Below are 24,548 nucleotides of genomic sequence, written 5' to 3'. Positions count from 1 at the left end.
ACCTATTATCCCAAGTCTCTGTTATTGTTTTTTACATGCTTCGAGCCATTCATTCCGTGATACTTTACCGTTAGCCCAATATCCTTGTAGCCCCTGCATATACGTTGAAAGGTACGTATTTAAATTTGATTTACCTCTGGCTTCCATTAATTGGCGTACAACGTCAATTTGCGGTTTGACTAAAGAGGCGTCATATGTGGTTGCCATATCCACTAATGTGTCAGCGTAATAGCTCACAACAAAGTCGAGCGTTTTTTTATGGTCGTTAACTTGTTCTTGACGTCGTTCACATGTGGCATCTTTAGTGCCTGAAGGACAGTTTTTTTCATGTAATGCGATTAATCTGTCATAGAACTCGCCATCATCTTTTAATTTGGTACATAAAAAAGCACCTAATTGTAGTGAGGTACGGATAGCTTGATCACGCTGTTCATCTCGTAGTTGTGCATTTGCCCGTAAGGTATTTTTTAATTCAGCTAATTGTTTTTTCAATGCTTCATCTTGCACTTGGGTTGAGAGTGTATTCAGGCTATTGATGGAGCTATCGCTATTAGTTTTTGAGTTGTTGCTGGCAGGTTTCTCATTACCTAATTGCTGCCACTCTTTTTCTATTTCTTTGATCTTATCGCGTGATGTTAATGCTGGAGCAACAACAGCTAAACGAAAGCCTGTGTATTTATTTTTATTCGCACCCGTATTGGTGTAATAAGGCTCTTCTTGGCGCCATGAACTGCGCATATCACTCTCTGGTGTTAGATAACTACCACCACGTACAATAAATCCACCCGCTTGTCCGTGTAAACGGTCGAGTTTGTTTAATCGAAAAGGCTCAAACATCATTTCAGCGACATTACCCAACATGTCATGTAAGCCTAGAGGATTTGGCGATAACAGACCCGTTAGCTGTAAAGAGCCGTTAGCAGATTGGCTGCCTGCCGACCAAATATAGTTTTTGGTGCCTTCCGGCATAGGAAAACGAATATCTCGGAATTCTGACGCTGAGACTTTTAAACCGCCGCGGGCGGCAAATTCCCACTCCGTTTCTGTTGGTAATCGAGCAAAACCTTTTGCGCCATCTTCAACAGGGAGTGCTTCAGGATGTTTGCTTCTTAACCATTGATTATATTGATCAGCGAACTGCATGGCTTCATACCAGCTAATATTCACTTTCGGTAAACGTAATTTATTTGAGGCAACAGGGCACTCTTTACCATTAATAGTGCTTTGCATGGCGTTATATTGCAGATCGGTAACGGGGTATTTTGCCATAAGGTAATAGCGGCCTTTTTCTTTACCTTTTAGTGGGAAGCTACCCGCAATATGTTCAGCTCTTGATTGCTCTAAATAACCCCATTCATCGCCTTCTTGCCCTAACGTAACGCTGTAGTCTTGTAAAGGCTGACTGAGAGGGATAGTCACTTGCCGAAAGACCATAGAACCTTCACAAGGGAATGGCAATATCACATCATCAGGTAAGGCTTTTGGGTTAACAAATTTATCATCCCATTTGGCTGATGCCATAAAACTGCTAGATAACAGCGCAAATGATAAAGTTAAAAGCGATAAATTAAATTTCACGTAAGCTCTCCGCAGGTTCAATTGAAACGGCACGTAATGCCCCAATACTGGCAACGACTAAGGCCACAAGTAAGGCGCTGCACATAGCAATCAAGAGATCCCAAAACGTTAACTGGCAAACAAAGGCTTGTTCAGGTAAATGGGTGCCTAATAATGTGGTAAATAAGCGACTACCAATCCCATAAAGCCCAAGGGCTAAAATAAAGGCAACACTCGTTAATAGCAGCGCTTGCAATACAATATATAAAGAAACAGCAAATTGACGGAAACCTAGCAGGCGTAGGATCGCCATATCTTTGCGTTTGCGGTCAATATTGGCAAGAAAGGCCCCAATTAATGAGGCGATACAACCTAATAGTGAGACCCAAGCAATGACAGAGAAAATAACATTAAGAACATAACTGATTGCTTTTACAGAATCTATTTGGCTTTTTTGTGTTATCACATCAATGTGTTGTTGCCGAAACCAATCATCTAATGGTGCGATGCTATCTAAATTTTTGGCATAAAGACGAGCTTTAGCAAACTGAGTTCTTGGTTTTGCCTCAACACCTTGTGTAATACCAAAAAGAGGGGCTTGATAACCATCTCGGTAATCTTCCATTGCGACTAAAACATCAAGAGAAACAAAGGCCGCTGCTCTTGAAAATTTGCTATCACTGATAATGGCGCCCACAGTAAAGGTACGCTTTGCGCGTTCATTGACGCCATTAAGTTTGCGGCTGATAAATAATCGGATGTTATCACCGACATTAGCCTGTAATTTTTGCGCAGCATTGGCGGAGAGTACTAACGTGTCTGCATTGCTAGGTATAGCCACACCCTCTAATAAAGGATCGTTTTCTGCTGTTGGTATGATTTCTGCGTTATCAATAAAATGTTGTCCATCAATCACAATATCAGCTTGTGTATTCAAACTTCGTGTTAATGGGATAACAAAGCGGACTTCTTCTTTTTGTGCAATTTCATTAAACCAACTTTGTGGGTAATTACCATTGCCTAACATACGTATTTCAAGATTACGGGGATCGTTGAGTAGCTGATTATGAAGCTGTGTCACAATGCCATTTTTTAAGCCAAACAGCAGTAACAATGGGGCAATCACAGAAACGAGTGAAAACACAATACAGAGTGCAACTTTGCGATCGTAAATTAAGTCACGCCAAGCAAGTGAGCTGAGTAAGCCAAGACGATTAGGATTGGCACTATTGTTTGATAAAGACACTACCGCCTCCTTCGAGTTGCGCGTGATAGTGGCTAAACCCAAAACGCTTGATTAAAGACCAATCGTGACTAACAACCAGTGCAGAGATCTCCAGTTGTTTTACCATCTCTACAATGAGTGCATACAGCGCTTGTGCATTATGGGGATCAAGGGCTGCTGTGGGTTCATCAGCAAGTAATAATGCTGGCTCGTGTGCGATAGCGCGAATAAACGCTGCGCGTTGGCGCTCACCAATGGAGAGCTGGCGTGGAAGACGAGTTAACAGTGGGCGTAATTGCAGATGGTCAATTGCATGATCGAGCCAAGCGGAGTGCGGTGTTAACCCCAGCATTTTGCGAGGTAATTGAATATTTTGCATGACGGTTAAAAAAGGCAGTAACCCGCCACTTTGAAGCATAAAACCCAATTTCTCTGCTCGTAATGATGCGAGTTGTGCTTGCTCATTACTTAGTACGAATTGTGTGAGAGTTAAATCATCATCGAGTTGAAAATGGGTTAATTCATCAGGGCGTAAAATAAGCCCAATCATTTCCAACAAGGTACTTTTTCCACAGCCACTTAATCCGGTTAGTGCGCCAATTTCTCCTTTTTCAAGGATCAATGAAGGAAGCGCAACACGAAAACCATGTTGCGCATCACCACGCGTAATTGCCATGCCTTCAATCTGGATCATTAAGGCAGGTTTTCCAGTGGAACAGGGTAAACGTGATCGCGTGGATCACTTTGTGGCGCAAGGGATATCCAACGATCAACATCTTCATTATAACGTTGATAATATTGTAACTTTGTATTTAATCGGCGGATAAATTTCTCTTGCTCAAGACCATCCCAACTTTTCCAAGTCTCTTCATCTAAACCAAGCACTTCACTTAAGTAGGGCAGGTTTTCAATATATTCACCCAACAAGCCCATTTCACCCAATTTAGTCGCAGAGCCTTGTTTGATTTGATTTGGATCGTTACCCATTGTTGCGGCAATCGAACGTAAATCAGCAAACATATTGTCAGGAGAGATCAACCCTTCATTAGCAGCATTCACGATTTTTTTCATCACATCACTTAAATCGCTAAGCTCACTTTTAGTCAGTAATACTTGTACTTCTGTTGTTGGGATATTTTGCTGTAATAAGTCTCGATCACTAATCCATGCTTTAAAGACCGGAGGTGCTTTTGTACCCTGTTTTTCACCTAAATATGCTAAACGCATGGCATAACCTAAATCATGCGCATCATTAAGTAAGGCATCAGTTTCTTTATTTTTGCTATAAGTAGGATCGGCATTTAGTGCACTGCCTACGGTGGCTTCACCGCGATAAGCGGTTTGAATTTGCGTGGTTACTGCGGTTGCAAGACTATCGACCATCCGACCAAAACTATTTACATCCCCTGAGTTAATAGGGTAGTAAAGGGATTTGTGTAAGAACGGATTCAGCGTCAATGTCTCATATTGCGCTTGTGCAGAAGCATGATTTTTTGCCCCCGATGGGGTTTTTAAGTGCAGAGTATAAAGTGCAACACCACGATAAGCGGCTTCTTGGCGAATTTGTTCAGCATCGAGCTTAGTTGATGAAAGAGGATCATCTCCCGTTAATGCCCCCGCATCAGTGATTAAAATAACGTAACGCGCGCCAAAACGTGTCCAATCAACATCATCAAGGGCTTGCATAACACCAGCATATGCATCTTCATCAAAACGACTACTTGAGACTTTAGCTTGGCGTAACTCTTTTACTTTATTTAGGAAATCAGGGCCATCTTTTACGTCATTGGGGTTTACAAACATTTTGCTGTCGTATTCCAATGCGGGGACAGCTTTGATATTAGAGCGAAATGCCACTAAACCAAATTTTACTTTATCCAACATATTGTCTTTTTCGACTTGAGCATAAACCTTCTGAATCGCTTCTTTGGTTCTATCAATATAAGGATCCATTGATATTGTTGAGTCGATAACAAACACGACAGCCGCAGAAAAACCTTGCATCATATTATCAGCATCTTTGCTGTCTGACGTGGCAGGTTTTGTATTGTTGGCGGTTACATTCGTATTCTGTGCGTCTTTGCTGTCTTTGGTTTGAGAAGAGACAGAGGCCACATTGAGGACTCGCACTTTATAGCCCGCATCAGTAAAGACTTCATCTGAACCTAGTACAGGTAACAGATAAAAATTACTTTTTTGATCAATCATATAATCCGGCTCTTTAGCTAAAACAGCAGGATTGACTTTTTGATTTTTGATATCAGCTAAAAAAGGTTGATACTGTTTTTCGGGTGTCGGGCTTTCAAGTAAGCCTTCAACCGTTTGTTTATCTTTGAAAAATAGCATTGGGTTACGACCCGCTGGGTTAGTAAAAGCCAGCGTTAATTGCATTTTCCATTCAGATGTACAGCTTGCATTCATCCAGCCGCTAATATGACCCAAGCTATCAGGGCCGACTTGTAACCACTCATTAGCGCCTTGTTTTTGACGCTGATATACATAAAAACGGCTAAATGCGGGTTGTTCTTTACCTGCTGCGCCAATTGTGTCTGCCACTTGGCAACCTGGGTAGGTTAATACACGCTGATAGAGAGTCTTTTTACCCTCTTGTAATAGCGGTTTTTTCTCTTCAGCACTTGCCGGTGCTGTCAGAATTAAACCACTGAGAATAAGAGTAAGCCAATGCGCCTTTTTCATACGACTTTCCTATTTTTTCAGTGCTTCAAGACGCGCTTTTGCGTCACTGTTTTGTGAGTCATGATTAAGAACAGCTTCGTACCAATAGATAGCTGTTTCTTTGTCTGCGCCAAAGCAACCTTGTGCTGATGCTGTTTCTGGATCGTATTCACGAGCATAATTTAGTGCGATTTCAACATCACCTGATTGCGCTTTATATGCATATAAACGCTGAGCAACGTCACATTGATTGTTTTGTTTAGCTTGTTCAATCGTTGTAAGAATGGTTTTGCTATCTGGTTGGCTCTGTATACAACTTTGTACAAAAGCGAGTGCCGTACCTGATTTCATATTTTCAACACTACACACACTTGGTGTTGATGATTCTGTTGTCGGTTGTGTGGCTGGTTCACCTGCTGGGTTGCCTCTTAGTAAGAAGAACCACGTTAAGATACCCGCTAAAATTAAGATCAGGATAATCGCTAAAATTAAACCAATTTTAGATTTTTTCGGTGCAGGTGGTGTTGGCCGTTGTGGCGGTTCATCTACCTTAATTTCAGGAATAATCGGCTCAGGCTCAGGCTCTTTGATTGATTCGGGTTCCGGCTCCGGTGATGTTTCGACAATGGGAGCAGGTGGAACAGTTTGAGTATCTAATGTCGCCGTTGATTTTAATGCTTCGCTTTGACCTTGTGCTTGAGAGGCTAATACACCATCACGAATACGTAGTCGCCCGATATCTTGTGTTTCGTTATCGTCTTTTAACGTAAATTGATACGCCATTTGTAAGTTGCTAACGAGGGGATCAACGAGCGTTTTATCAAGAACGATTTGATAACCATCATCAGCATCTTCAAGTGAAAGCTGGTGGAAAAAGGCATTACCTACCCATTCCCCTTTATCATTTAAGAAATAGCGATCTTGGTTACGCTGAATGCTTAAATAAACAGGGGAAGCGTCACCTTCCCAATTACGAATACTTAATACCGCAAAGCCGGGACGAGCTGGTTGTACGGGTTTTAATTCTGGATTAAACACGAATTATGACTCCACAACGGATGATTTCATGGTTTGAATGATTTGGCCTAATAGTGCGTTTTGTTCAGCACTGATCTCTCTTCCCGCAGAATGCCCTGCATTCTCAGTAATAACCGCTGATAAAGCGATAAGCCAATCAATCACAAATAAAAGGGTGTAGTTAACAGGGTTGGTGGGTAAGCGGACCAAACGCTCATCATCACCCCATTGCACGCTAGTGTTATCGGGTCTTTCAAAGATCTTATGACCCACATTGATTTTGCTATCTGGCTTCTCAACACCGTTATCTTTGAAATTAAACCAAGTAATAAAATCACCCAGTACATTATAAACGCGAGATGATTGTTGTTCGGCTAAGTCATCACGACGGGCAATGGCTTCTGTTCCTGCTAGAGTTTTCAACATACGTTGTTCAACACCAAGACGATTGATAGCTGTAATAAGTTCATCGACTAACAGCACCATAATTTCTTGGTCGATGCCTAAATAGGTTAACAATGTACTGTTATCTGGCAGACTACGCAGATGGTTTATCCATAATGCCATCACTTTTTTAGGGTAGGTAATCTCATTGCCATGGCCTTTGGGGGCTTCATCTTCTTCAGGTACCAAAGAGATTGGTGCATCGCTAAAGAGATCAAATGTCGGTTGTTCCATAGCAGCAAAGGCAGAAACTGGGGCTTGTGTTGCTTTTTTGTTGTCTGAAAGGGTATCGATAACCTCTTTTTCCTGCATATATAGGTCGTAGAGAGATTTGCGAGAAGGCAACAGATAGTCGAGTAATGCACCTTGTAAATAAGGACGACTTTGCATAAAACGCAAAATAGTCGCGGCATTACGGCGTTTTACCTGTAATTCTTCTTCACCACCTGATTGATACCATTTTTCAAGATGATGACCGATTAAATCACGTTGAATTTCTTGTAGTTGCTCATTGATACGTTCAAGCTTTAGTGATTTTAAGGCAACGGTTTCAATATAATCAGCAAGGCGTTGCATACCACCATCGTTAAGCGACAACATGGCATCCCATGCTTGGTCTGGATCACGAATATAACGTTGGACAGTTTCATCTTCAGCAAATGTTGTTTTCATCAGATGTAATTGTGAAATACTGTCTTCATTTAGAACCGTTTCTTTGCCATTGCTGATTTGAATAAACGGTGTTGGGACACCCGGTTTACGTACTAAAAAGGTATTATTAAACGCTTCACCATTGATCCAATCCGATGACATCCATTCGTATTGACCAAAGCGCTCTAACATCGCCATTTTTATCATGCCACCTTTACCCCATGATTGGCGTAATAACGCTTCATTCATGGTTAAGGAGTTGGTAATACGCATATCAAACATAGTCATCGCCCAAATCAAGCCAGAAGGGCGTTTAGCACGAGTTTGTGCATCTTTACCTTGTGTGTTATTGATCCATTCTGTGAGTACTGCGCCGACTTCTTTTACATCGGATTGTTTGTTTGATGCAGTACAAACCACCAGCACATTCATTTCTTGGTTATCGGTATAACGTTCAAACAGATAGGCGACTTTGCCTCGAAGAATAAGTTGAGCGAGTGGGTTTGCGCTATCATCATTGACTTGACGGCGCACATCCGCCATGGTTTCAACACCTAAACGCCCGCGATAACCCGGAAAATCCAGTAGCTCAACCTGTTCAAATAGTGTTTTGCTTGGTGCATCTAATAACGGTACGACTAATTCAACGGTGAGTGCAGTCAGTTCCGCTAAAGAAAGGGTTACAGGGGCATCAATACGATCACCATGAATAGGACAAATACTGATCTGGTTATCATTGGCAGTATTGAGACGTTCTAACATATCTACGTTCATAATACTGTCGTTTTGTATTAACACACCGTCTTGTTCTTTGACTAAAGAAGAAAGCGGAGCCAAAACCAAGGATGCATTGCCTAAAGAGGCAAGTGTGGTGCTAAAACGCTGATAAGCAGATGTCAGTTCTGCAATGTCGCCCCATAACACTGAAAATAACTTAGCACGTTGAGCTATGCTGAGATAAGGTGCTAATTCAATCGCTTTAGGCCAATAGGTTGTCGCTAATTTCTTCTGACTTTTTTCAGCGTGACGTTGCAGGTAATCCCATAATGAAACGACATCATCGTGCGTAATACCTGCGACAGCGGTGGCACTACATTGTGAACTTAATGAATTGATTAAACGAGAGATTTTTTCTTCATCTAATTCAAAATCAATTTTTTCCTGATTAAAGTCATACAGGTAAGCATTAGCAAGGATCTTAACAATTTCAATTTCGCTAAAAAGGTGTAGCTCTACTGGAAACTCTTGCGTACCTTTTGTTGCTTTGCGACTAAAGCGAGTGACTAATCCCGTAGCCTCTTTGCCACCCCCTGGTGGGTTGATATGGTCGATAAAATCAAGAGTTTTACCTGACATGCTGGTTCTTAATCGTCCTTCTTGCCCAGCAGCAAGGGCTGAGATCAGGTACGATTTTCCTGCCTGAGACAGGCCAAAAAAGCCGACTGACATTGGGCGTTGGGTCGCTAAGCTGAGATTCTTCGCCATATTACGGCTACGACGCAGGCGATAGATAAGGCTATCAGCTTCTGTATTTAAACGAGGTGCATTGCCTCTTACTGCGCTAACCCAATCAATAGCTTTGCCTGCGCCTTGATAAATGGCATCCCATTTAGCTGTTAACTGTTTTTCATCCATCATATTCATTTACCTAATACACTCCCGCTATCCAGCCAATAGGATGTTTCGCCAATACCACTGTCTGCTAACGTATTGAGTTTGAAGCTTAAACCACTCTTATTAACGCCACCTTTACCATTAATAAGTTCCATTTCTTCAATACGTAATTTTTCAGATTTGTTGTCATTATTATGGCTAGAGGCTCCGCGCTCTTCTCCTAGCTTGATATGTAATACGCTGTCCTCTTGGCTTAATTGTTGTGCCAATTTTGGATTTTTAATGCGTAATGTATAGAGTGGTGAGGCTGGCCAACGGGCATTATCTAATTGACGGAAACCTAAACGTATCCCGCCTCTGACTTCAAAATAGGTATCTGGATCAGGCTCAAACTTATCCTGAATATCTCGGTAATAAACGTCATTATCAGAAATGGTGTTGTTATTATCTAACATTCCTAAATAACGCACTGTTGAGTAAGTTTTAAAGTTACCTGTTGAGAAATAGAAGTTGAGCAAACGTGCATTTTCAGCCATTAAACACAACATCGCACCAACTGCTGCGGTTGATTTGGGATCGTCAATGCGGCCTTTTTTGTTGAACGGATACCAACCCCCTGTTTTGTAACCATGTAATGGCAATATACGAGAAGGTGGTACAGGCTGTAATACTTTTAATAGTGCTTGAATACCCGGTAAGCGAGAAGGGCGGCCTGTGAGCAGTAAAACATCACATGAGTAGTAATAAAGCACCTCACATAGCGCTTTTAAGCTACGGGTGATATTAATACGTTCACCTGAAATAAATTCAGCGTGTAGTTGTGTAAAATTAATTTGCACTGGCACGTTCAAGATAGAAAAACTCTCTCCGCCACCTAACTCTTTATTGGCAGCGTCGTCAATATAACGACGCACATGCTCTGTTGGTTGGACATCTAGCAATTCTCCAAAGGTGCTGTTAATACCTTCATGAGGCACTAATGGATCGAAATTTTCGTACTGGCTTAAAATACGTAATCCAATTGGATTGAAGATTTGTAAGGTAAGCTGTTGACGCAATACTTGCTGACCTGCATCTAAACCTTCACTACCAAAAAGGGAAGACATTAGGGCATCGGCATCAGAAATGCCAATATCCGTTAATGCAGTGCGTAATGCAGGTAAAACACAAATCTGGATGATATCTAATAAAATATCATCACCTGCAATTTTGAATCCTTCGCGGAATAATTGTGTTGGAATAATTTTGACGTTGCTTCCTGTTCCCGTATCCAGTTTATAGCGAGTGATAACGAGATCGGTTGTGCCACCACCAATATCAATTGATGCAATTTTTAATGTGCTATCACCTGTTAATGCGCGGTTATCCTCACGCACTTGGCTAGCAAAAAAAGCTTCAGTACGTTCACCAAATTTAATTTGTGTTTCGTTGTAGAGGTAAACTAACTGACCACAAGTGGCTTCATCCCACTTAACGTGGATATTGGGCATCGGTATACGACATTGGACATCTTTACCATCAAAATTCAGTTTTTCATCAGTTGGATCCCAATTCATTGCTTTCCAAATTAGCCCTAATGCGTTTTCCATGCATGTTTCAAAAATAGCACGCTCTGGTTTTGGCATAGCGGGTGGAATAGTCAAAATGATATTACGTAATTGACGAGGCGCACTAGCATGGCTCATTTTAAGACGCTGAGCCGGGCTGTTCATTTGTGTTAATGCCTGAGCTAACACTTCGGTTAACATCATGGTCATTAATGAACTACGTGTGTAGTTTGGCGTAAAGACAGGCATACGAAAGTCAGGCTCTAAACGGAATAACGGTTCACCGTGATCGTTAAGCAGATAGGTCATAGGTACAGCAGTTGCCAGTGGCTCTCTGTCTGTTTGACCAAAAGAGCGACTAAAGCGCCAACCTGGAGAATACGGCGAATCATCCCATAAATAACGTTTAGGGCTTGAAATACCCGTTGAGCCTTCAGTTCCTAAGCGTTGTGCTGCCATGCGGTTAGCTTCAGGGCCAACACGACCAATAGTTGGCCACATAAAGGCATTATTTCGACCACTACTGACTGAAAAGTCTTGTTTACCAAATTCCGCTTGTGCAAATTCAACACGGCTTTCAAAAGGTTCGTTGTAGATTTGATAAGGGTGGCTTAAATCACGCAATGTCATTTCATAAAGTTGAGTTAACCCTTTATTATCATTGATATGATCTTCAATTAAGATCCCACATGTACGTGAGTTACCCACATCAAGGATAAGGTCGACTTCAATGGCCGGCTCTTGTGGTTTGGTTTCATTAATTTTGATTTCAGGTAAGTGGAGTTTCTCACCTAATATATTGAGCAAATTGAGATAATGTGCTTGATGTTGAAACTCTTTAAGCGCTTCCTCAAGTTCATCGTGATATATCTTAGTGACCGCCAGCGCTCTTTCACTAAAGACTTCCTTTAACCAACCATCAATCCACGGTGTTTCAAGGAAATTTTCTACCTCATAACCTAGATAGGCTAGTGCAAAAGCAACACCAGAGCGAACATCTTCTTCGTTTGGTGCTAGATAAGCCGTATTGGTGCGATTGGGTTCAATACGAGTATCAAAAGCCACGACAATGCGATGCGTATGCCCGTCTTCATCTGGCTCTGGCAGTTGGTGAAACATCATTCTCACCCAGTTATCAGGGCCTTGAGAGAATGAACGAGGCGGATTAAAGCGGAAAAATGGCACTGGCAACCAAGTGTCATTGAGTAAATTTAATGATTCATCAAGAGAGAAGCTAAATTCTGCTTCTCTCGGTGTTTGTGGTTGATTTTTCGGCGCTGGGTAAAGATAGTTATCGTCTCGCTCATTGTAGATGAGTCGCATTAACGGACCGTTTTCACCTTTTTTAACAAACTCACCGTACTCTTTGCGCTGTGGTAGCGTAAAACCAAAATCCAGAAACTGAATATTGCTGTCACGGATAAGGGTTATTTTATCTTTATAATCGGTCAGTGGCGCTAACATGAATTAATTATTCTCCCGCTTCATTGATAATGGGAATGGCTGACTGTTCTCATATTTCCCTTGGCAATCAGCAATATTTTGGCTTCCTGGTTGGCAAATAATATTTGGCATCAAATAGTTTGAACCATCACTACACAGAGCCTGGCCTTGGTTATTTATATTCAGCCCACCTTGATTGACGGCTGCGTTAACAGGGGCTTTACAGGTCACCCCATCACTGCGTGTCATTACGACTTGTCCTTTGCCATTATCTAATTGATAGTTCAGGCTCAGTGGTTTACCTGTTTTTTGATCTTGAATACCTGCACCTGCTTTCCATTGGCCATTAAGGAATTGGGTTGAGCCGTTAGCTAGCGCATTTGCAGGAATAGTCAGTGGTGTTGTGTTATCAGCAGTGGCTGGTGGTGTGACATCTGGTGGCGCATTAGGATCAACCGGAGGAATAGCAGTATTGTTCTCATTTCCTGCATTTTGAGGAGTATCTGTTTTCGGTTGCTCATTTTGTGTTGCGGGATCAACGGGAGACACATTCGGTTGTTGCGCATCGTCGGGCGCTACTCCTTCAGGTAAAGCACCTTGGTTATTGTCTATTTGAGGATCAACCACCGGTAAACCTGTATTAGGATCAATTACTGCGCCGTTCCCATCAGTGGCATTAATCACATTTCCATTTGCATCGACGGTGCCTAATGTTCCTGTGTGAACGGTGCCTGTTGGTACGCCAACTGTATGCCCATTAGTAACCACAGTGGGGACTCTTGGCTTTTCAAGCGTAGGATCAGGTAATTTAGGCGCTTCAATATCGGGTGTTTTAATATCGATTGTCGGTAATGTGGGGGTGGAGAAACAGCCTCTTAAGAAGAAAATAGCGAGTAGAAGCAATAATAAAGGTAACAGCCACCATAAAAAACGCCACCAAGGGCGCTTTGTATCAGTAATGATGACTTTTTCTTGTACGGGTGGAACGGCTGTTGATGTTGGTGCGATTGGCGCAACAACAGGTTTTAAGCAAGCAACAGGGTCAACTCTTAGTTGTTGATTGGCGCTGACAAATCCCCAAAAGGTAATAATCGGTTGGCCATCAACAATAAAAATATGGTTTTCGTCAGGAAATTGGATTGTCTTACTGAGGAGTGCGCCAAAAAGCTGACTTTCTTTATTTCCAGCTCTTTGCTGTTCTTGTTCGCTAAAGGCGATTAAATCATCTTGATTTTTTTTCAGCACAGCATAAGCGGCAGTACGCTCTTCTTCTGAAGCCGCAGACCAAGGGATAACAGAGCCGTCAATCGGTGAATACCAATCAATGCGTTCGCCGGTTTCATTCGGCTGAGGAATGGCAAGGCATTGAGAAATATGTACCTTTCCTCTTAAACGCAAAGTTTCACGTAGCTGCAGTGCAGAGATATAAACAGCCTGTCCATTTTCTCCCATAGGGAGGTAACTTTCTAATTTACCACTTCGTAAGAATGCTTTATTCACGACGATCATTCCGCTAGGCAAGATTATCTATGGGTAAGTTGGCTTATCCGTAAATAGGCTTTAAGGCTAAAAATAAAGATATAAAATTTATATACATTTTATATTATCAGAAATTGAGTGTCTATCTAGCGGATTATTTAGGGTTAATTAACTGATTATTATTAAAGACTTTTTTATTTTTCTTGAGTAAAAGAGGAATATTGAGATAACGATTATGTTAATTAAATAATGACGTTACAGGTTGCGCTATATTTTCTTAAATATATGGATAAAATCACCGATATATTGATTTTTACATTAAAAAATAATGAAATGGGAGAAAAAAAAGACAAAATATAAAAAGGTAAACCATCAGGTAACATCTGGTCGTTGTGATAGTAATCACAAAATAGGTTTATTCTTAATAATGAGTGAATAAGAAAAGAAACAAAAATAATCAATTAAAGAAGAGTCTTAAATAGATAAGATATAGCACCTACTAGCTTCAATATAATAATAAATTACGCGAAATACGTGAAAAACTTCACCCTCAATGTTGAAACAAAGAGGGTGAAATAAATATTAAAAATAGTAATCAATCATTATTTACAGTTCTTCGGAATATAATCTTCAATTGCTTTTCGAGTCATTAAACTGACTTCATTGGCATTACGCGCAGTGAAGACTTTCCCTCCCGTTGCATTCGCCACACAGTTGCCTGCGCCTGTACCTAAAATATCAACAACGTTAATTACGGCGCGAGGATGAGCTCGTTTTAATGTTCTGGCAGCTGCGCATGGATCTTGATCGCAAGACTCTAAACCGTCAGATAATAAGACAATAATAGTGTCACGATTATTACCTTTGATTAGAGAGCCAGCTCGTTGAATAGATTCGGCTAATGGTGTACCGCTATCAGGTTCAATACGTTTAATGTAGTTAAGCAATTTTGAGCGTTCATTGCCGCCGTAAGCAGGACTTGATTTCACTACACCGCAGTCTGATGCCACAACGGTAGTAATTTTCATATCTGAAGGAATACTATTAATAATCTTTGTCGCTGCATTTCTTGCTACAGTGATTCGACGAGGTTCGGCATCATAGCCCGCGAAGAGCTTTCCTGTGCTTGAAATAAAGTCTAAATCGTCTTCTGTTAAACTCATACTCAGCGCCATTGAGCCTGAAGCATCAAAGATAATAATTACTTGTGGTGCTAGTTCTGGTGGGCGATCAGCTGGACACATTTGTTTTATCTTGCTGGCTAAGCGATTTTCACAGGTTGCATTAGCTGCCTTTTCTGTTACACCCGTTTTTTTTAATTCATCTTGTACACAAGCTTCTAGTGGCGTAAGTTTTTTCACTGGCACAGGTTTTGGCACAGGTTTTGGTTCAGGAATAGGTTCAGGTACTGGAACGGGTTCAGGGATCGGCTCTGGAATAGGTTCTGGTACTGGTTCTGGCTCAGGAATGGGCTCTGGCTCAGGTACGGGTTCTGGTGGTATTACAACGGCAGGTTTTTCTTCCACAACAGGAGGAACGGCCGTGGGATCAAAACACCCTTTTAGCCAAGATGCCAATAAAATTAAAAACAGCAAGAATAAGAAGAGTAATAGCCAACGTAACCAGCGATTGCGTGTTTTGGCTGGCACATCCGCGAGTGCGGCACCCGCAGCTGCGGCACTTGCACCAGCGGTAACTTGTGCAATTGGTGGTGGTAATGGGGTTGTGCGTGGCCACCATGTAATAACAGGTTGCCCATTAATCACATAGACACTTTCGCTATCAGGTAGCGTTGATGCCGTATCTAAAAGATGGCGCTCTTCATCTGTAATTCTGTTTTGCGAAGCTAATAACGCTGTTTGTGTTTTAATATCGTTAAGGCGTTCATCTAAAATACGTCTTATTTCTTGTTGTTCTTGGCCTTGTAACGAGGTCAAAGCAACAGGATTACCAGAAATTGCAGAATACCATTCAATAACGTCATCCGATTTCTTTTCTGGCGTGGCAAATAGTGCTCGATACTTAGTCGGAAAATGTTGTATCAGCAATTGAAGTAACTGCTGTTGATGAGTTAAGGCAAAATCGGCGCGGGAAATATCAGCCGTTAATCGTGAAATTCGATTCATATTTTAGAGAGCCTTTGTGACGGCTATATTCGTTTAAAGAGAGAAATTTAAGATATCAATATTACTGACTATAACGGTTTTATTGAAAAGGTGAAATTAAAGCGTTCATTTTTTTAATCTAAGGCAAAATAAATTTTTATAGCACTTAAGCTTTAGTTTATTACTAAATTCGCTCAATTTGTTTCTCTATTTTAACAGGCAAAATAATCTATTTGCTTATTTCTCTTTTTACCCTTTAGGATGACGCCTTTATGTTAAAGGCGAAGATTACAAATCAACCAACTCTCACCATTGAGTGCTGATGAATATTGATATAGCACATAGAGTATCGACGGGTTACAAGGTATGTTACCCACACTATAAAATAGCCAAATCATTCGCTTTTGAGGGAATTTATTTCCCCTCTTTACGTAGATACAACCGTAGGTTTCTGATGACAAATAAAATAAATAATAGCCCATTACTTAATGATGTAACTCGTTACTGGAATATCAGAGCAGAAAGTTATAGTGAGTCTAATCAACAAGAATTGCTGAGTGAAAAACAACAAAAATGGCGTCATTTGTTATTGGGGCATGTTAAAGAGGGCGAAACTTTAAAAGTACTAGATATTGGAACTGGCCCAGGCTTTTTTGCCATTTTATTAGCGTTATCTGGACATGATGTAACAGCAATTGATGCAACTGAAGGCATGTTGCAAGAAGCCAAACAGAATGCACAAACACATCAGGTAAATATTCAATTTATTCGTGGAGATGTACATCAACTGCCTTTTGCCAATGAGCAATTTGATCTTGTTGTCAGCCGTAATGTCACTTGGAATTTAAAAGCACCACAAGTGGCGTATTCAGAATGGTTTCGTGTATTAAAGCCGGGCGGTAGTTTAATTAATTTTGATGCTAACTGGTATTTACACCTTTTTGATGAGGCATATTGGCAAGGTTTTGTGGCAGATAGAGCTCGTTCAATAGAAGAACAAGTTGAAGATCACTATGTAAATACTGATACAAAAGAGATGGAGCGAATTGCACGCCAACTTCCATTGAGTCAAATAAAACGTCCTCAATGGGACATTAATACCTTGCTAGAGATTGGTTTTAATCGATACATGATAGACACCCGCATTGGTGATTTTGTGTGGAATGAAGAAGAAAAAATTAATTATGGATCAACACCGATGTTTATGATCCACGCACAAAAAACAACGTATAAATAATGAAAGGAGAATAACGTGAAGCCTTTATTTTCGGTGATCCCAACTCTATTATTAACACTTGCATGTGTATTTCCAGCACTTGCAGATAAAAGCAATAACATACTGGATTATGCTAGTACAAAAGATATTCGTGATATTAACCCTCATCTCTACTCTGGTGAGATGGCCGCTCAAAACATGGTATTTGAATCTCTTGTATTAAATACCGAAAAAGGTGTTACACCTTATTTAGCCCAGCGTTGGGATATTTCTCCTGACGGCAAAAGTTATACCTTTTATTTACGCCATGATGTGACCTTTAGTGATGGCGAACCGTTTAATGCCAAAGCCGTAAAATTAAATATTGAAGCCGTATTAGATAACTATGAACGACATGCGTGGTTAGAGTTAGTTCGCCAAATTGATAGCGTTGAAGTTGTTGATGAATTTACCGTTAAATTAAATTTAAAAAATCCTTACTACCCAACATTAACTGAATTAGGTTTAACTCGCCCATTCCGCTTTATTTCGCCAAATTCATTTATTAATGGCAAAACAAAAACAGGCGTTGCGAACTATATTGGTACGGGGCCTTGGGTATTAACTGAACATAAAAAAGACCAATACGCAGAGTTTAAAGTTAACCCAAATTATTGGGGAGAAAAACCTGTATTAAATGGGGTAATGTGGCGAGTGATCCCAGACCGACAAACGATGCTACTTTCTCTACAAAAGGGAGATATTCAGCTTATATTTGGTGCTGATGGCGACATGTTAGATATGGATTCATTTGAAGCCCTTATGGCATCAGATAAATTTAAAACTGAAATGAGCGCTCCAATTGCGTCTCGTGCTATTGTGCTAAACAGTAGTCGTCCAATGACATCAAATCAACATGTTCGCCAAGCATTGCAATATGCAGTCGATAAAGAGGGAATTGCACAAGGTATTTTAGCGGGCAGTGAAAGAGTCGCAGATACTTTAATGGCGCGCAGTGTGCCTTATTGTGATTTTAGCTCGCCAACCTATGCTTATCAGCCTACAAAAGCGGTTGAATTATTAGAGGCCGCGGGCTGGGTATTACCAAAAGGTGAGACTATCCGTCAAAAAGATGGTCAGAAACTACAATTATTGCTCTCTTATAATGTGAATAACGCAGTAGAAAAAGAAATTGCCGAACTCATTCAAGATGATTTTAAAAAGATTGGTGTTGGTCTGACGATTTTAGGTGAAGAAAAACAAGCTTATTTAGATAGACAAAAAAATGGTGATTTTGATTTACAATATTCGCTTTCATGGGGAACACCTTATGATCCCGCTTCCTTTGTTTCATCTTTTAGAATACCCGCTCATGCGGATTACCAAGGACAAAAAGGATTAGCGAATAAAGCACAATTAGATGCCATGATTGGTGAGCTATTAATTACACCTGATGAAACGCGACGTCAGGCATTATATAAAACCTTATTTACGTCATTAGCTGATCAAGCTGTCTATATCCCATTAACCTATTCTCGTACTAAGGCTATCCACCGAAGTGAATTAGAAAATGTTGGCTTTAATCCGTCTCAATATGAAATACCGTTTGAAAAAATGCATTTTAAGCCGTAGTTAAAACGCTAACTTAGATATGTGTGGCACCTTACATGAAAGTGTCACACTAATTAAACTTTATGCTACGTTATATATTTTGGAGAGTGTTGGCGATATTTCCGCTGGCACTGATGATTTCATTTATTGCTTTTATTCTGTTGGAATTAGCGCCGTCTGATCCTGCGGAAGTCGCATTACGTGTTAATGAAATTGTTCCAACCCCTGAAGCCATTGAGGGTATGCGTCATGAGTTAGGTTTAGATAAACCTTTCTTTACCCGTTATTTTTTATGGTTAATAGCAGGGTTCCAGCTTGATTTTGGTACTTCTTTTCTTACCAGAACCCCAGTTATTCAAGAGATGCTAAGAGCATTACCTCCAACGCTTTGGTTGGCTTCAACAGCCTTATTTTTTACGATTGTTTTGGCACTGCCTTTAGCATTGTGGTGTGTGGTTAAACCCCAAAGTTTTACAGATAAAAGCATTCGTTTTATTGTCTTTATTCTAACGGCTATACCGAATTATTGGCTGGGATTGCTATTGATTTGGGGAGTCGCTGTTTATTTAGATTGGCTCCCTGTCAGTGGAATGTTATCACCACAATCTGTTATTTTGCCTGCATTGGCGCTTTCTTTAGGATATATCGGTACTTATTTACGGCTGTTAAGAGGTGCGATGTTAAATCAATGGCATCAACCTTATGTCTTTTATGCCAAAGCTCGCGGATTACCGGATAACCTTATTTTACGTCGCCATATTTTACGTAATTCGTTGTATTCCAGTTTAACGGCATTGGGTATGAGTATTCCAAAGCTTATTGCCGGTACAGTCGTGATTGAAAATATTTTTGCATGGCCGGGAATTGGGCGACTATGTATCAGTGCTATATTTGGTCGTGATTATCCGATGATACAGGCCTATATTTTATTGATGTCATTGCTATTTCTCTTTTTTAACTTTTTGATGGACGTCATTCAGATGATGGCTGATCCGCGGTTAAGGAGATAATCATGTGGCAACTGTTTTGGCAACGACTTGCAAAAGACAAAAGTGCACAATTGTGTTTATTGGTGATCTCTATTGTGGTTATTGCAGGAATATTGGCTCCTTGGTTAGCACCGCATGATCCCTCTTTAACTTCAATACGTTTGAAATTTAAGCCTATGAGTTTTGATTATCCATTAGGTACGGATAATTTAGGGCGCTGTATCTTTTCAAGATTATTGTTTGGTGTAAGAACGACGGTATTTTATGCCTTATTAGCCATGAGCGTGACATTAATTATTGGCTGGTTAATGGGCATGTTAGCTGGTTTTTTCCATGGAAAAACAGACACCTTGATTATGCGATTATGTGATGTGGTTTTGTCATTTCCTGCAGAAATTATGATCTTAGCATTAGTGGGAATAATGGGGCCGGGTATTGGTAATATCTTAATTGCCGTTATTTTAGTGAAATGGGCGTGGTATGCCAGAATGATCAGAGGGGTTGTTCGCCAATATTCCCATCGTAATTACATTGCATATGCACAGGTGATTGGTGCACCTTCTCACCATATTTTACGACGTCATTTATTACCCGTTACCTTTGCTGAAACTATTGTCTTAGCATCAACCGATATCGGTAGTGTTATTTTAATGATCTCGGCGCTCTCTTTTCTAGGATTAGGTGTACAACCACCGACGCCAGAATGGGGAAATATGCTTAGTGAAGCAAAAAATGTCATGGTATTACACCCAGAGCAAATGTTACCCGCAGGCATTGCAATTACCCTTGTTGTTACCGCATTTAATTTTTGGGGTGATTTTTTACGTGATGTGTTTGATCCGGATAATCGCCAGTCAGTAGGAGAAAAGCATGAACAACTTACTGACACTTGAGCATGTTTCTATTACTCATCAAGAAAGCGGAAAAAAGCTGATTGATAATGTCTCTTTCTCGATAAAGCAAGGACGTACATTAGCGATTGTCGGAGAAAGTGGTAGTGGAAAAAGTGTCATTAGTAAAGCCATTATGGGATTACTGCCTGAACAATTAGTCATGTCAGGGGAGATTTTCTTTGATGGAAAGAAAATTAGTGGTGAGGCATTTTCTCAACGTCGAGCTTTATTGGGAACATCTTTAGGCTTGATTGTTCAAAATGGCATGAGTGCGTTTGATCCTTTGATGAAAATAGGCAAGCAAATTAGCCAAACTTTAATCTACCATTTTTCCTATTCTAAAAAGCAAGCTGTAGAAGAAACTGAGTTAGCATTATCTCATGTATTTCCTCATCAATTTCAATCTATTATGCAAGCATTTCCTCATCAATTAAGTGGTGGACAATTACAACGTGTGATGATTGCGATTGCACTTGCCTTATCACCGAAACTATTAATTGCAGATGAGCCGACAACGGCACTTGATGCACCTCTTCGTCGAGAGATTTTAAAATTGCTCCAGCATGTCGTAACGACTCACCACTCAACACTGATTTTTATTTCCCATGACTTAGGGCTCGTTAATGAAATTGCTGATGATATTGTCGTGATGCTAGGGGGGGAAATGGTTGAGTTTGGTGATAAAACAACCGTTTTAACATCTCCAACGCAGGAATATACGCGTTATTTAATAAATGCACGGCGACAGCTTTCATTACGTTTCGAGCAATTGATTAATAAAAAAACATATTAATATCATCATAATAAAAGAGACGCTATGTTATTAAACGTTGAGAATATCAGTAAGTTTTATACTCAAAGAAATAACACTTTATTCGGTGAAAAAGTGAAGGTCATTGACGCTCTTTCGTTTAATATCAATACCCAAGAAACTTTTGGTTTAGTGGGGGAAAGTGGCAGTGGTAAAAGCACCTTAGCACGTTTAATTTGTGGATTAGAATTACCAGATAGTGGCGCTATCTATTTGAATAATAAATCAGTGACAAAACGACTTCATCGTCAAGGTATTATTAGTATTGTTTTCCAAGATTATACAACATCCGTTAATCCCACATTAACGGTTGGCGAAATTATTGCTGAGCCAGTAAAAATAGTGGCTCCAAGTATTCATCATCAGGCATTAGAAAAGCTTATTTTTGCTTTTTTAGATAAAGTAGGATTACCTAAAAATTGTTATAAACGTTATATCTATGAACTGTCAGGTGGGCAGGCACAACGCGTATGTTTATGTCGTGCATTAGCCTCTTACCCTAAATTAATTGTATTAGATGAAGCGATTAGTTCGTTAGATATTCCTACTCAAGTACAGATATTAGATTTATTAAAACAGTTAAAAGATGAATTCCAATTATCTTATCTTTTTATTAGTCATGATATTCAAACAGTTGCTTACTTTTGCGATAAAGTCATGTTCTTTTTACAAGGTAAGAAGATTGAATTATGTGAGATAAATAACTTAGGTAATGTTACGCATGATTATTCTAAAAAACTTATTCAATCTGTTATCTAATTAATAAACAGCAATAATTTTAAGTATTGCTGTTTGCTGAATTTAATCTATTTAGAGATTATTCATTAAGTGTTCTTGAACGGCTTTTGCATCATTTGAGGCATTGAAATCAATACCGAAATTTAGCATACCTTCTTTGAGTTCAATACTACGAGGCGTTGCCTTAGTACAGGTAATATTCTGTATTTTTTCTTTTACTGTTTCTTGTGCAATTTTAGAGCTTTCACAGGTATTTATGACACCTTTTAGTCCCTCACTACAATAACTATCAATCCCTGTTGTTTTTAAATCATCAGCAGTAAATGCAGACCAATCAAAAGCAACTTTTATATTGGTATCACAGCTTTTATTTAAATCAACAACACGAGATTGAATATTATCTTCAAATTTTTGGTGTAATTCTTTTTCTGCTAATGTTGCTGAAAAAGCAGAAGAAGAAATAAGTAGTAGAGAGAGACTGACAGCAATATTTTTCAACATGATAAAATGCTCCAAAAATGAATGTATAAATTTAAATTAACTTATTAAAAATAAAACAATGGGAAGTTATAACAATAGGAAGATGATTATTTTTAGTGTATTACTCTTTTTTGAATAATATTTTTAATAATTAGTGAGATACCTTTTAATAAAATCATTTTATGATAAGCCAATTAATATTTTTATACGTATTTTTACTCGGACATTAATTAAATGTTCGTAATATTTATAACGAACATAATCGATTCAGTATTTCATTTTAATTGTCAATAAAGTGAAATAAATAAATTATCATTAAAATCAATCAATTAAATTATTGATGTAGATCTGCATCACAAACCAATCTTATTGTGATTGTTTTTTCATCATGCTCGAATTAACTTGCTAACTCGAAGTAGCAAAAATTAGCATAGCGTTAGCAAATGATGAGGGTTCGCATGGAACAACAATATTTTATTGGCGTTGATGTTGGCTCAGCCAGTGTCCGTGCAGCGGTATTTGATAGCAATGGAAAGCGTTTAGGCTTTTCTGTACGCCCTATTGCTCAATTCCGTCCTAAAACGGATTTCGTTGAGCAATCGTCCACCGATATTTGGCAGCAGGTTTGCACTACCGTAAAAGAGTCGGTGGCGTTATCTGCTATTGATCCTATCCATGTGAAATCTATTGGTTTTGATGCCACTTGTTCTTTAGTCGCTGTGGATAAAGAAGGTAAAGGACTTTCGGTTTCGCCAAGCGGTAACGCTGAACAAGATATCATTATGTGGATGGATCATCGGGCCGTACAAGAAACAGTCACCATCAATCTGACCAATGATCCTTCACTGCGATATGTCGGTGGTGAAGTGAGTATTGAAATGGAATTGCCAAAAATTCTGTGGTTAAAAAATCATTACCCAGAGCGTTATCAAGAAGTATGGCGATTCTTTGATTTAGCTGACTTTTTAGTTTGGAAAGCAACATCAGGAGATGTGGCAAGTACCTGTACATTAACCTGTAAATGGAACTATTTAGCACATCAGGGACAATTTAGTGAGAGTTTGTTAGCCGATGTAGGTTTGGATGAATTATTAGAAAAAGTACCACAAACCATTCTGGCATTAGGTGAACAAGCGGGTTGTTTAGATGAATCGGTTGCCAATGCGTTTGGCTTGCACACGGGTGTCATTGTTGCTTCAGGCATTATTGATGCACATGCGGGTGGTTTGGCATTAACGGCATCACAACCTGAAGGGAGTTTGGCAATTATCAGCGGTACGTCTAACTGTCACATGATTGTGAGCCAATATCCCATTATGGTACCCGGTGTTTGGGGACCTTACTTTGGCGCGATGTTACCCGAATTATGGCTAAACGAAGGTGGTCAAAGTGCTGCTGGTGCGTTAGTTGAATGGTCTATCCGCCGTCATGAGTCATGGGCTGAATTAGAGCAAGAAGCGAATGAAAAAGGCGTTAACTACTATGCCTTATTAAACGAAGCTGTCGCTGAATTGGAAGAGAATGAACAATACCCAACCACACAGTTTCATGTTTTAGCAGATCATCATGGTAATCGTTCTCCGCGCGCCAATCCTGCTGCAAAAGGCATGGTAAGCGGGTTAACGCTGGAAAGTGGTCGTGTTGCATTGGCGCGATATTATCTGGCGACACTGCAATCTATTGCTTATGGCACACGCCATATTATCGACACACTTGAAGATGCTGGGCATCAAATCAATCGCATCGTGATGTGCGGTGGCGCGACGAAAAATCCATTGTGGTTACGCGAATATGCCAATGCGACAGGCCGTGAAATTCATTTAGCACAAGAAGAAGATGCCGTGAATTTAGGGGCCGCATTACTAGGTGCTGTAGCCAGTAAAGCCTTTGATGATTTCTCAAAAGCTGCCAGTGCAATGGTGAGAGAAGGTGGCATTATCACACCAGATAGCGACACGTTCGCCTTCCATCAAGCTAAATATCAAGTTTATTTGCAGATGTATCAAGATCAGCAGCGTTATAACGAAATGATGTCAGATTGTTGACCTCTAATTTTTCCGATTATGAACCAAG

17 protein-coding genes are annotated in these 24,548 nt (G+C 40.0%); 7 read left to right on the top strand and 10 right to left on the bottom strand.

What is annotated here, in order from left to right:
* Positions 1–21: 21 nt before the first annotated feature.
* From ABN256_RS12040 to ABN256_RS12000, 9 genes are all read right to left on the bottom strand, one after another.
* The gene (locus ABN256_RS12040; RefSeq protein WP_349439505.1) at positions 22–1,578 is read right to left on the bottom strand and encodes a formylglycine-generating enzyme family protein; all 1,557 of its coding nucleotides are present in this window, start codon (positions 1,576–1,578) and stop codon (positions 22–24) included.
* Entirely contained in the window at positions 1,568–2,803 is a 1,236-nt protein-coding gene (locus ABN256_RS12035; RefSeq protein WP_340894303.1) for an ABC transporter permease, read from the bottom strand. The genes ABN256_RS12040 and ABN256_RS12035 overlap by 11 nt, the downstream gene beginning before the upstream one ends.
* Positions 2,784–3,476 carry an ABC transporter ATP-binding protein gene (locus ABN256_RS12030; RefSeq protein WP_231619345.1) on the bottom strand — a complete coding sequence of 231 codons (693 nt, stop codon included), beginning with the start codon at positions 3,474–3,476 and terminating at the stop codon, positions 2,784–2,786. Before ABN256_RS12030 ends, ABN256_RS12035 begins: the two co-directional genes overlap by 20 nt.
* Positions 3,476–5,479, bottom strand: a complete 2,004-nt coding sequence (locus ABN256_RS12025; RefSeq protein WP_349439503.1) for a vWA domain-containing protein — start codon at positions 5,477–5,479, stop codon at positions 3,476–3,478. The genes ABN256_RS12030 and ABN256_RS12025 overlap by 1 nt, the downstream gene beginning before the upstream one ends.
* 9 nt (positions 5,480–5,488) lie before the next feature.
* The gene (locus ABN256_RS12020; protein ID WP_196554419.1) at positions 5,489–6,496 is read right to left on the bottom strand and encodes a hypothetical protein; all 1,008 of its coding nucleotides are present in this window, start codon (positions 6,494–6,496) and stop codon (positions 5,489–5,491) included.
* A 3-nt stretch (positions 6,497–6,499) separates the two neighbouring features.
* Positions 6,500–9,208 carry a putative virulence factor gene (locus ABN256_RS12015; protein WP_349439502.1) on the bottom strand — a complete coding sequence of 903 codons (2,709 nt, stop codon included), beginning with the start codon at positions 9,206–9,208 and terminating at the stop codon, positions 6,500–6,502.
* 2 nt (positions 9,209–9,210) lie between these two features.
* Complete coding sequence (locus tag ABN256_RS12010) at positions 9,211–12,195, bottom strand: virulence factor SrfB (RefSeq protein WP_349439501.1); 2,985 nt, start codon at positions 12,193–12,195, stop codon at positions 9,211–9,213.
* Between the two features lie 3 nt (positions 12,196–12,198).
* Positions 12,199–13,674, bottom strand: a complete 1,476-nt coding sequence (locus ABN256_RS12005) for an SrfA family protein (protein WP_425355521.1) — start codon at positions 13,672–13,674, stop codon at positions 12,199–12,201.
* A 581-nt stretch (positions 13,675–14,255) separates the two neighbouring features.
* The gene (locus ABN256_RS12000; protein ID WP_349439500.1) at positions 14,256–15,779 is read right to left on the bottom strand and encodes a vWA domain-containing protein; all 1,524 of its coding nucleotides are present in this window, start codon (positions 15,777–15,779) and stop codon (positions 14,256–14,258) included.
* Between the two features lie 433 nt (positions 15,780–16,212).
* Between ABN256_RS12000 and ABN256_RS11995 the strand changes: the two genes are divergently transcribed.
* From ABN256_RS11995 to ABN256_RS11970, 6 genes are all read left to right on the top strand, one after another.
* A complete protein-coding gene (locus ABN256_RS11995) occupies positions 16,213–16,995 on the top strand; it encodes a class I SAM-dependent methyltransferase (protein WP_115351095.1) in 783 nt (260 codons plus the stop codon).
* Between the two features lie 15 nt (positions 16,996–17,010).
* Entirely contained in the window at positions 17,011–18,585 is a 1,575-nt protein-coding gene (nikA, locus tag ABN256_RS11990) for a nickel ABC transporter substrate-binding protein (protein WP_349439499.1), read from the top strand.
* Between the two features lie 62 nt (positions 18,586–18,647).
* Complete coding sequence (gene opp1B / locus ABN256_RS11985) at positions 18,648–19,574, top strand: nickel/cobalt ABC transporter permease (RefSeq protein WP_072068882.1); 927 nt, start codon at positions 18,648–18,650, stop codon at positions 19,572–19,574.
* Positions 19,575–19,576: 2 nt separating this feature from the next.
* A complete protein-coding gene (gene opp1C / locus ABN256_RS11980; RefSeq protein WP_196554413.1) occupies positions 19,577–20,446 on the top strand; it encodes a nickel/cobalt ABC transporter permease in 870 nt (289 codons plus the stop codon).
* The gene (locus tag ABN256_RS11975; protein ID WP_197269765.1) at positions 20,424–21,239 is read left to right on the top strand and encodes an ABC transporter ATP-binding protein; all 816 of its coding nucleotides are present in this window, start codon (positions 20,424–20,426) and stop codon (positions 21,237–21,239) included. The genes opp1C and ABN256_RS11975 overlap by 23 nt, the downstream gene beginning before the upstream one ends.
* Positions 21,240–21,263: 24 nt before the next feature.
* The gene (locus ABN256_RS11970; RefSeq protein WP_197269766.1) at positions 21,264–22,016 is read left to right on the top strand and encodes an ABC transporter ATP-binding protein; all 753 of its coding nucleotides are present in this window, start codon (positions 21,264–21,266) and stop codon (positions 22,014–22,016) included.
* A 51-nt stretch (positions 22,017–22,067) separates the two neighbouring features.
* Here the strand turns inward: ABN256_RS11970 and ABN256_RS11965 are convergent, their stop codons facing one another.
* Positions 22,068–22,496, bottom strand: a complete 429-nt coding sequence (locus tag ABN256_RS11965) for a hypothetical protein (protein WP_197269767.1) — start codon at positions 22,494–22,496, stop codon at positions 22,068–22,070.
* Positions 22,497–22,933: 437 nt separating this feature from the next.
* Here ABN256_RS11965 and ABN256_RS11960 point away from each other — a divergent pair, with 437 nt between their 5' ends.
* Entirely contained in the window at positions 22,934–24,520 is a 1,587-nt protein-coding gene (locus tag ABN256_RS11960) for an FGGY-family carbohydrate kinase (RefSeq protein WP_197269768.1), read from the top strand.
* The last annotated feature ends 28 nt before the right edge of the window (positions 24,521–24,548 follow it).

This window comes from Proteus sp. fly-1008 (assembly GCF_040140305.1).
Lineage (GTDB): Bacteria > Pseudomonadota > Gammaproteobacteria > Enterobacterales > Enterobacteriaceae > Proteus > Proteus vulgaris_B.
Note: the sequence above shows the minus strand (reverse complement) of the source record. Positions and strands in the feature narration are given on the sequence as shown.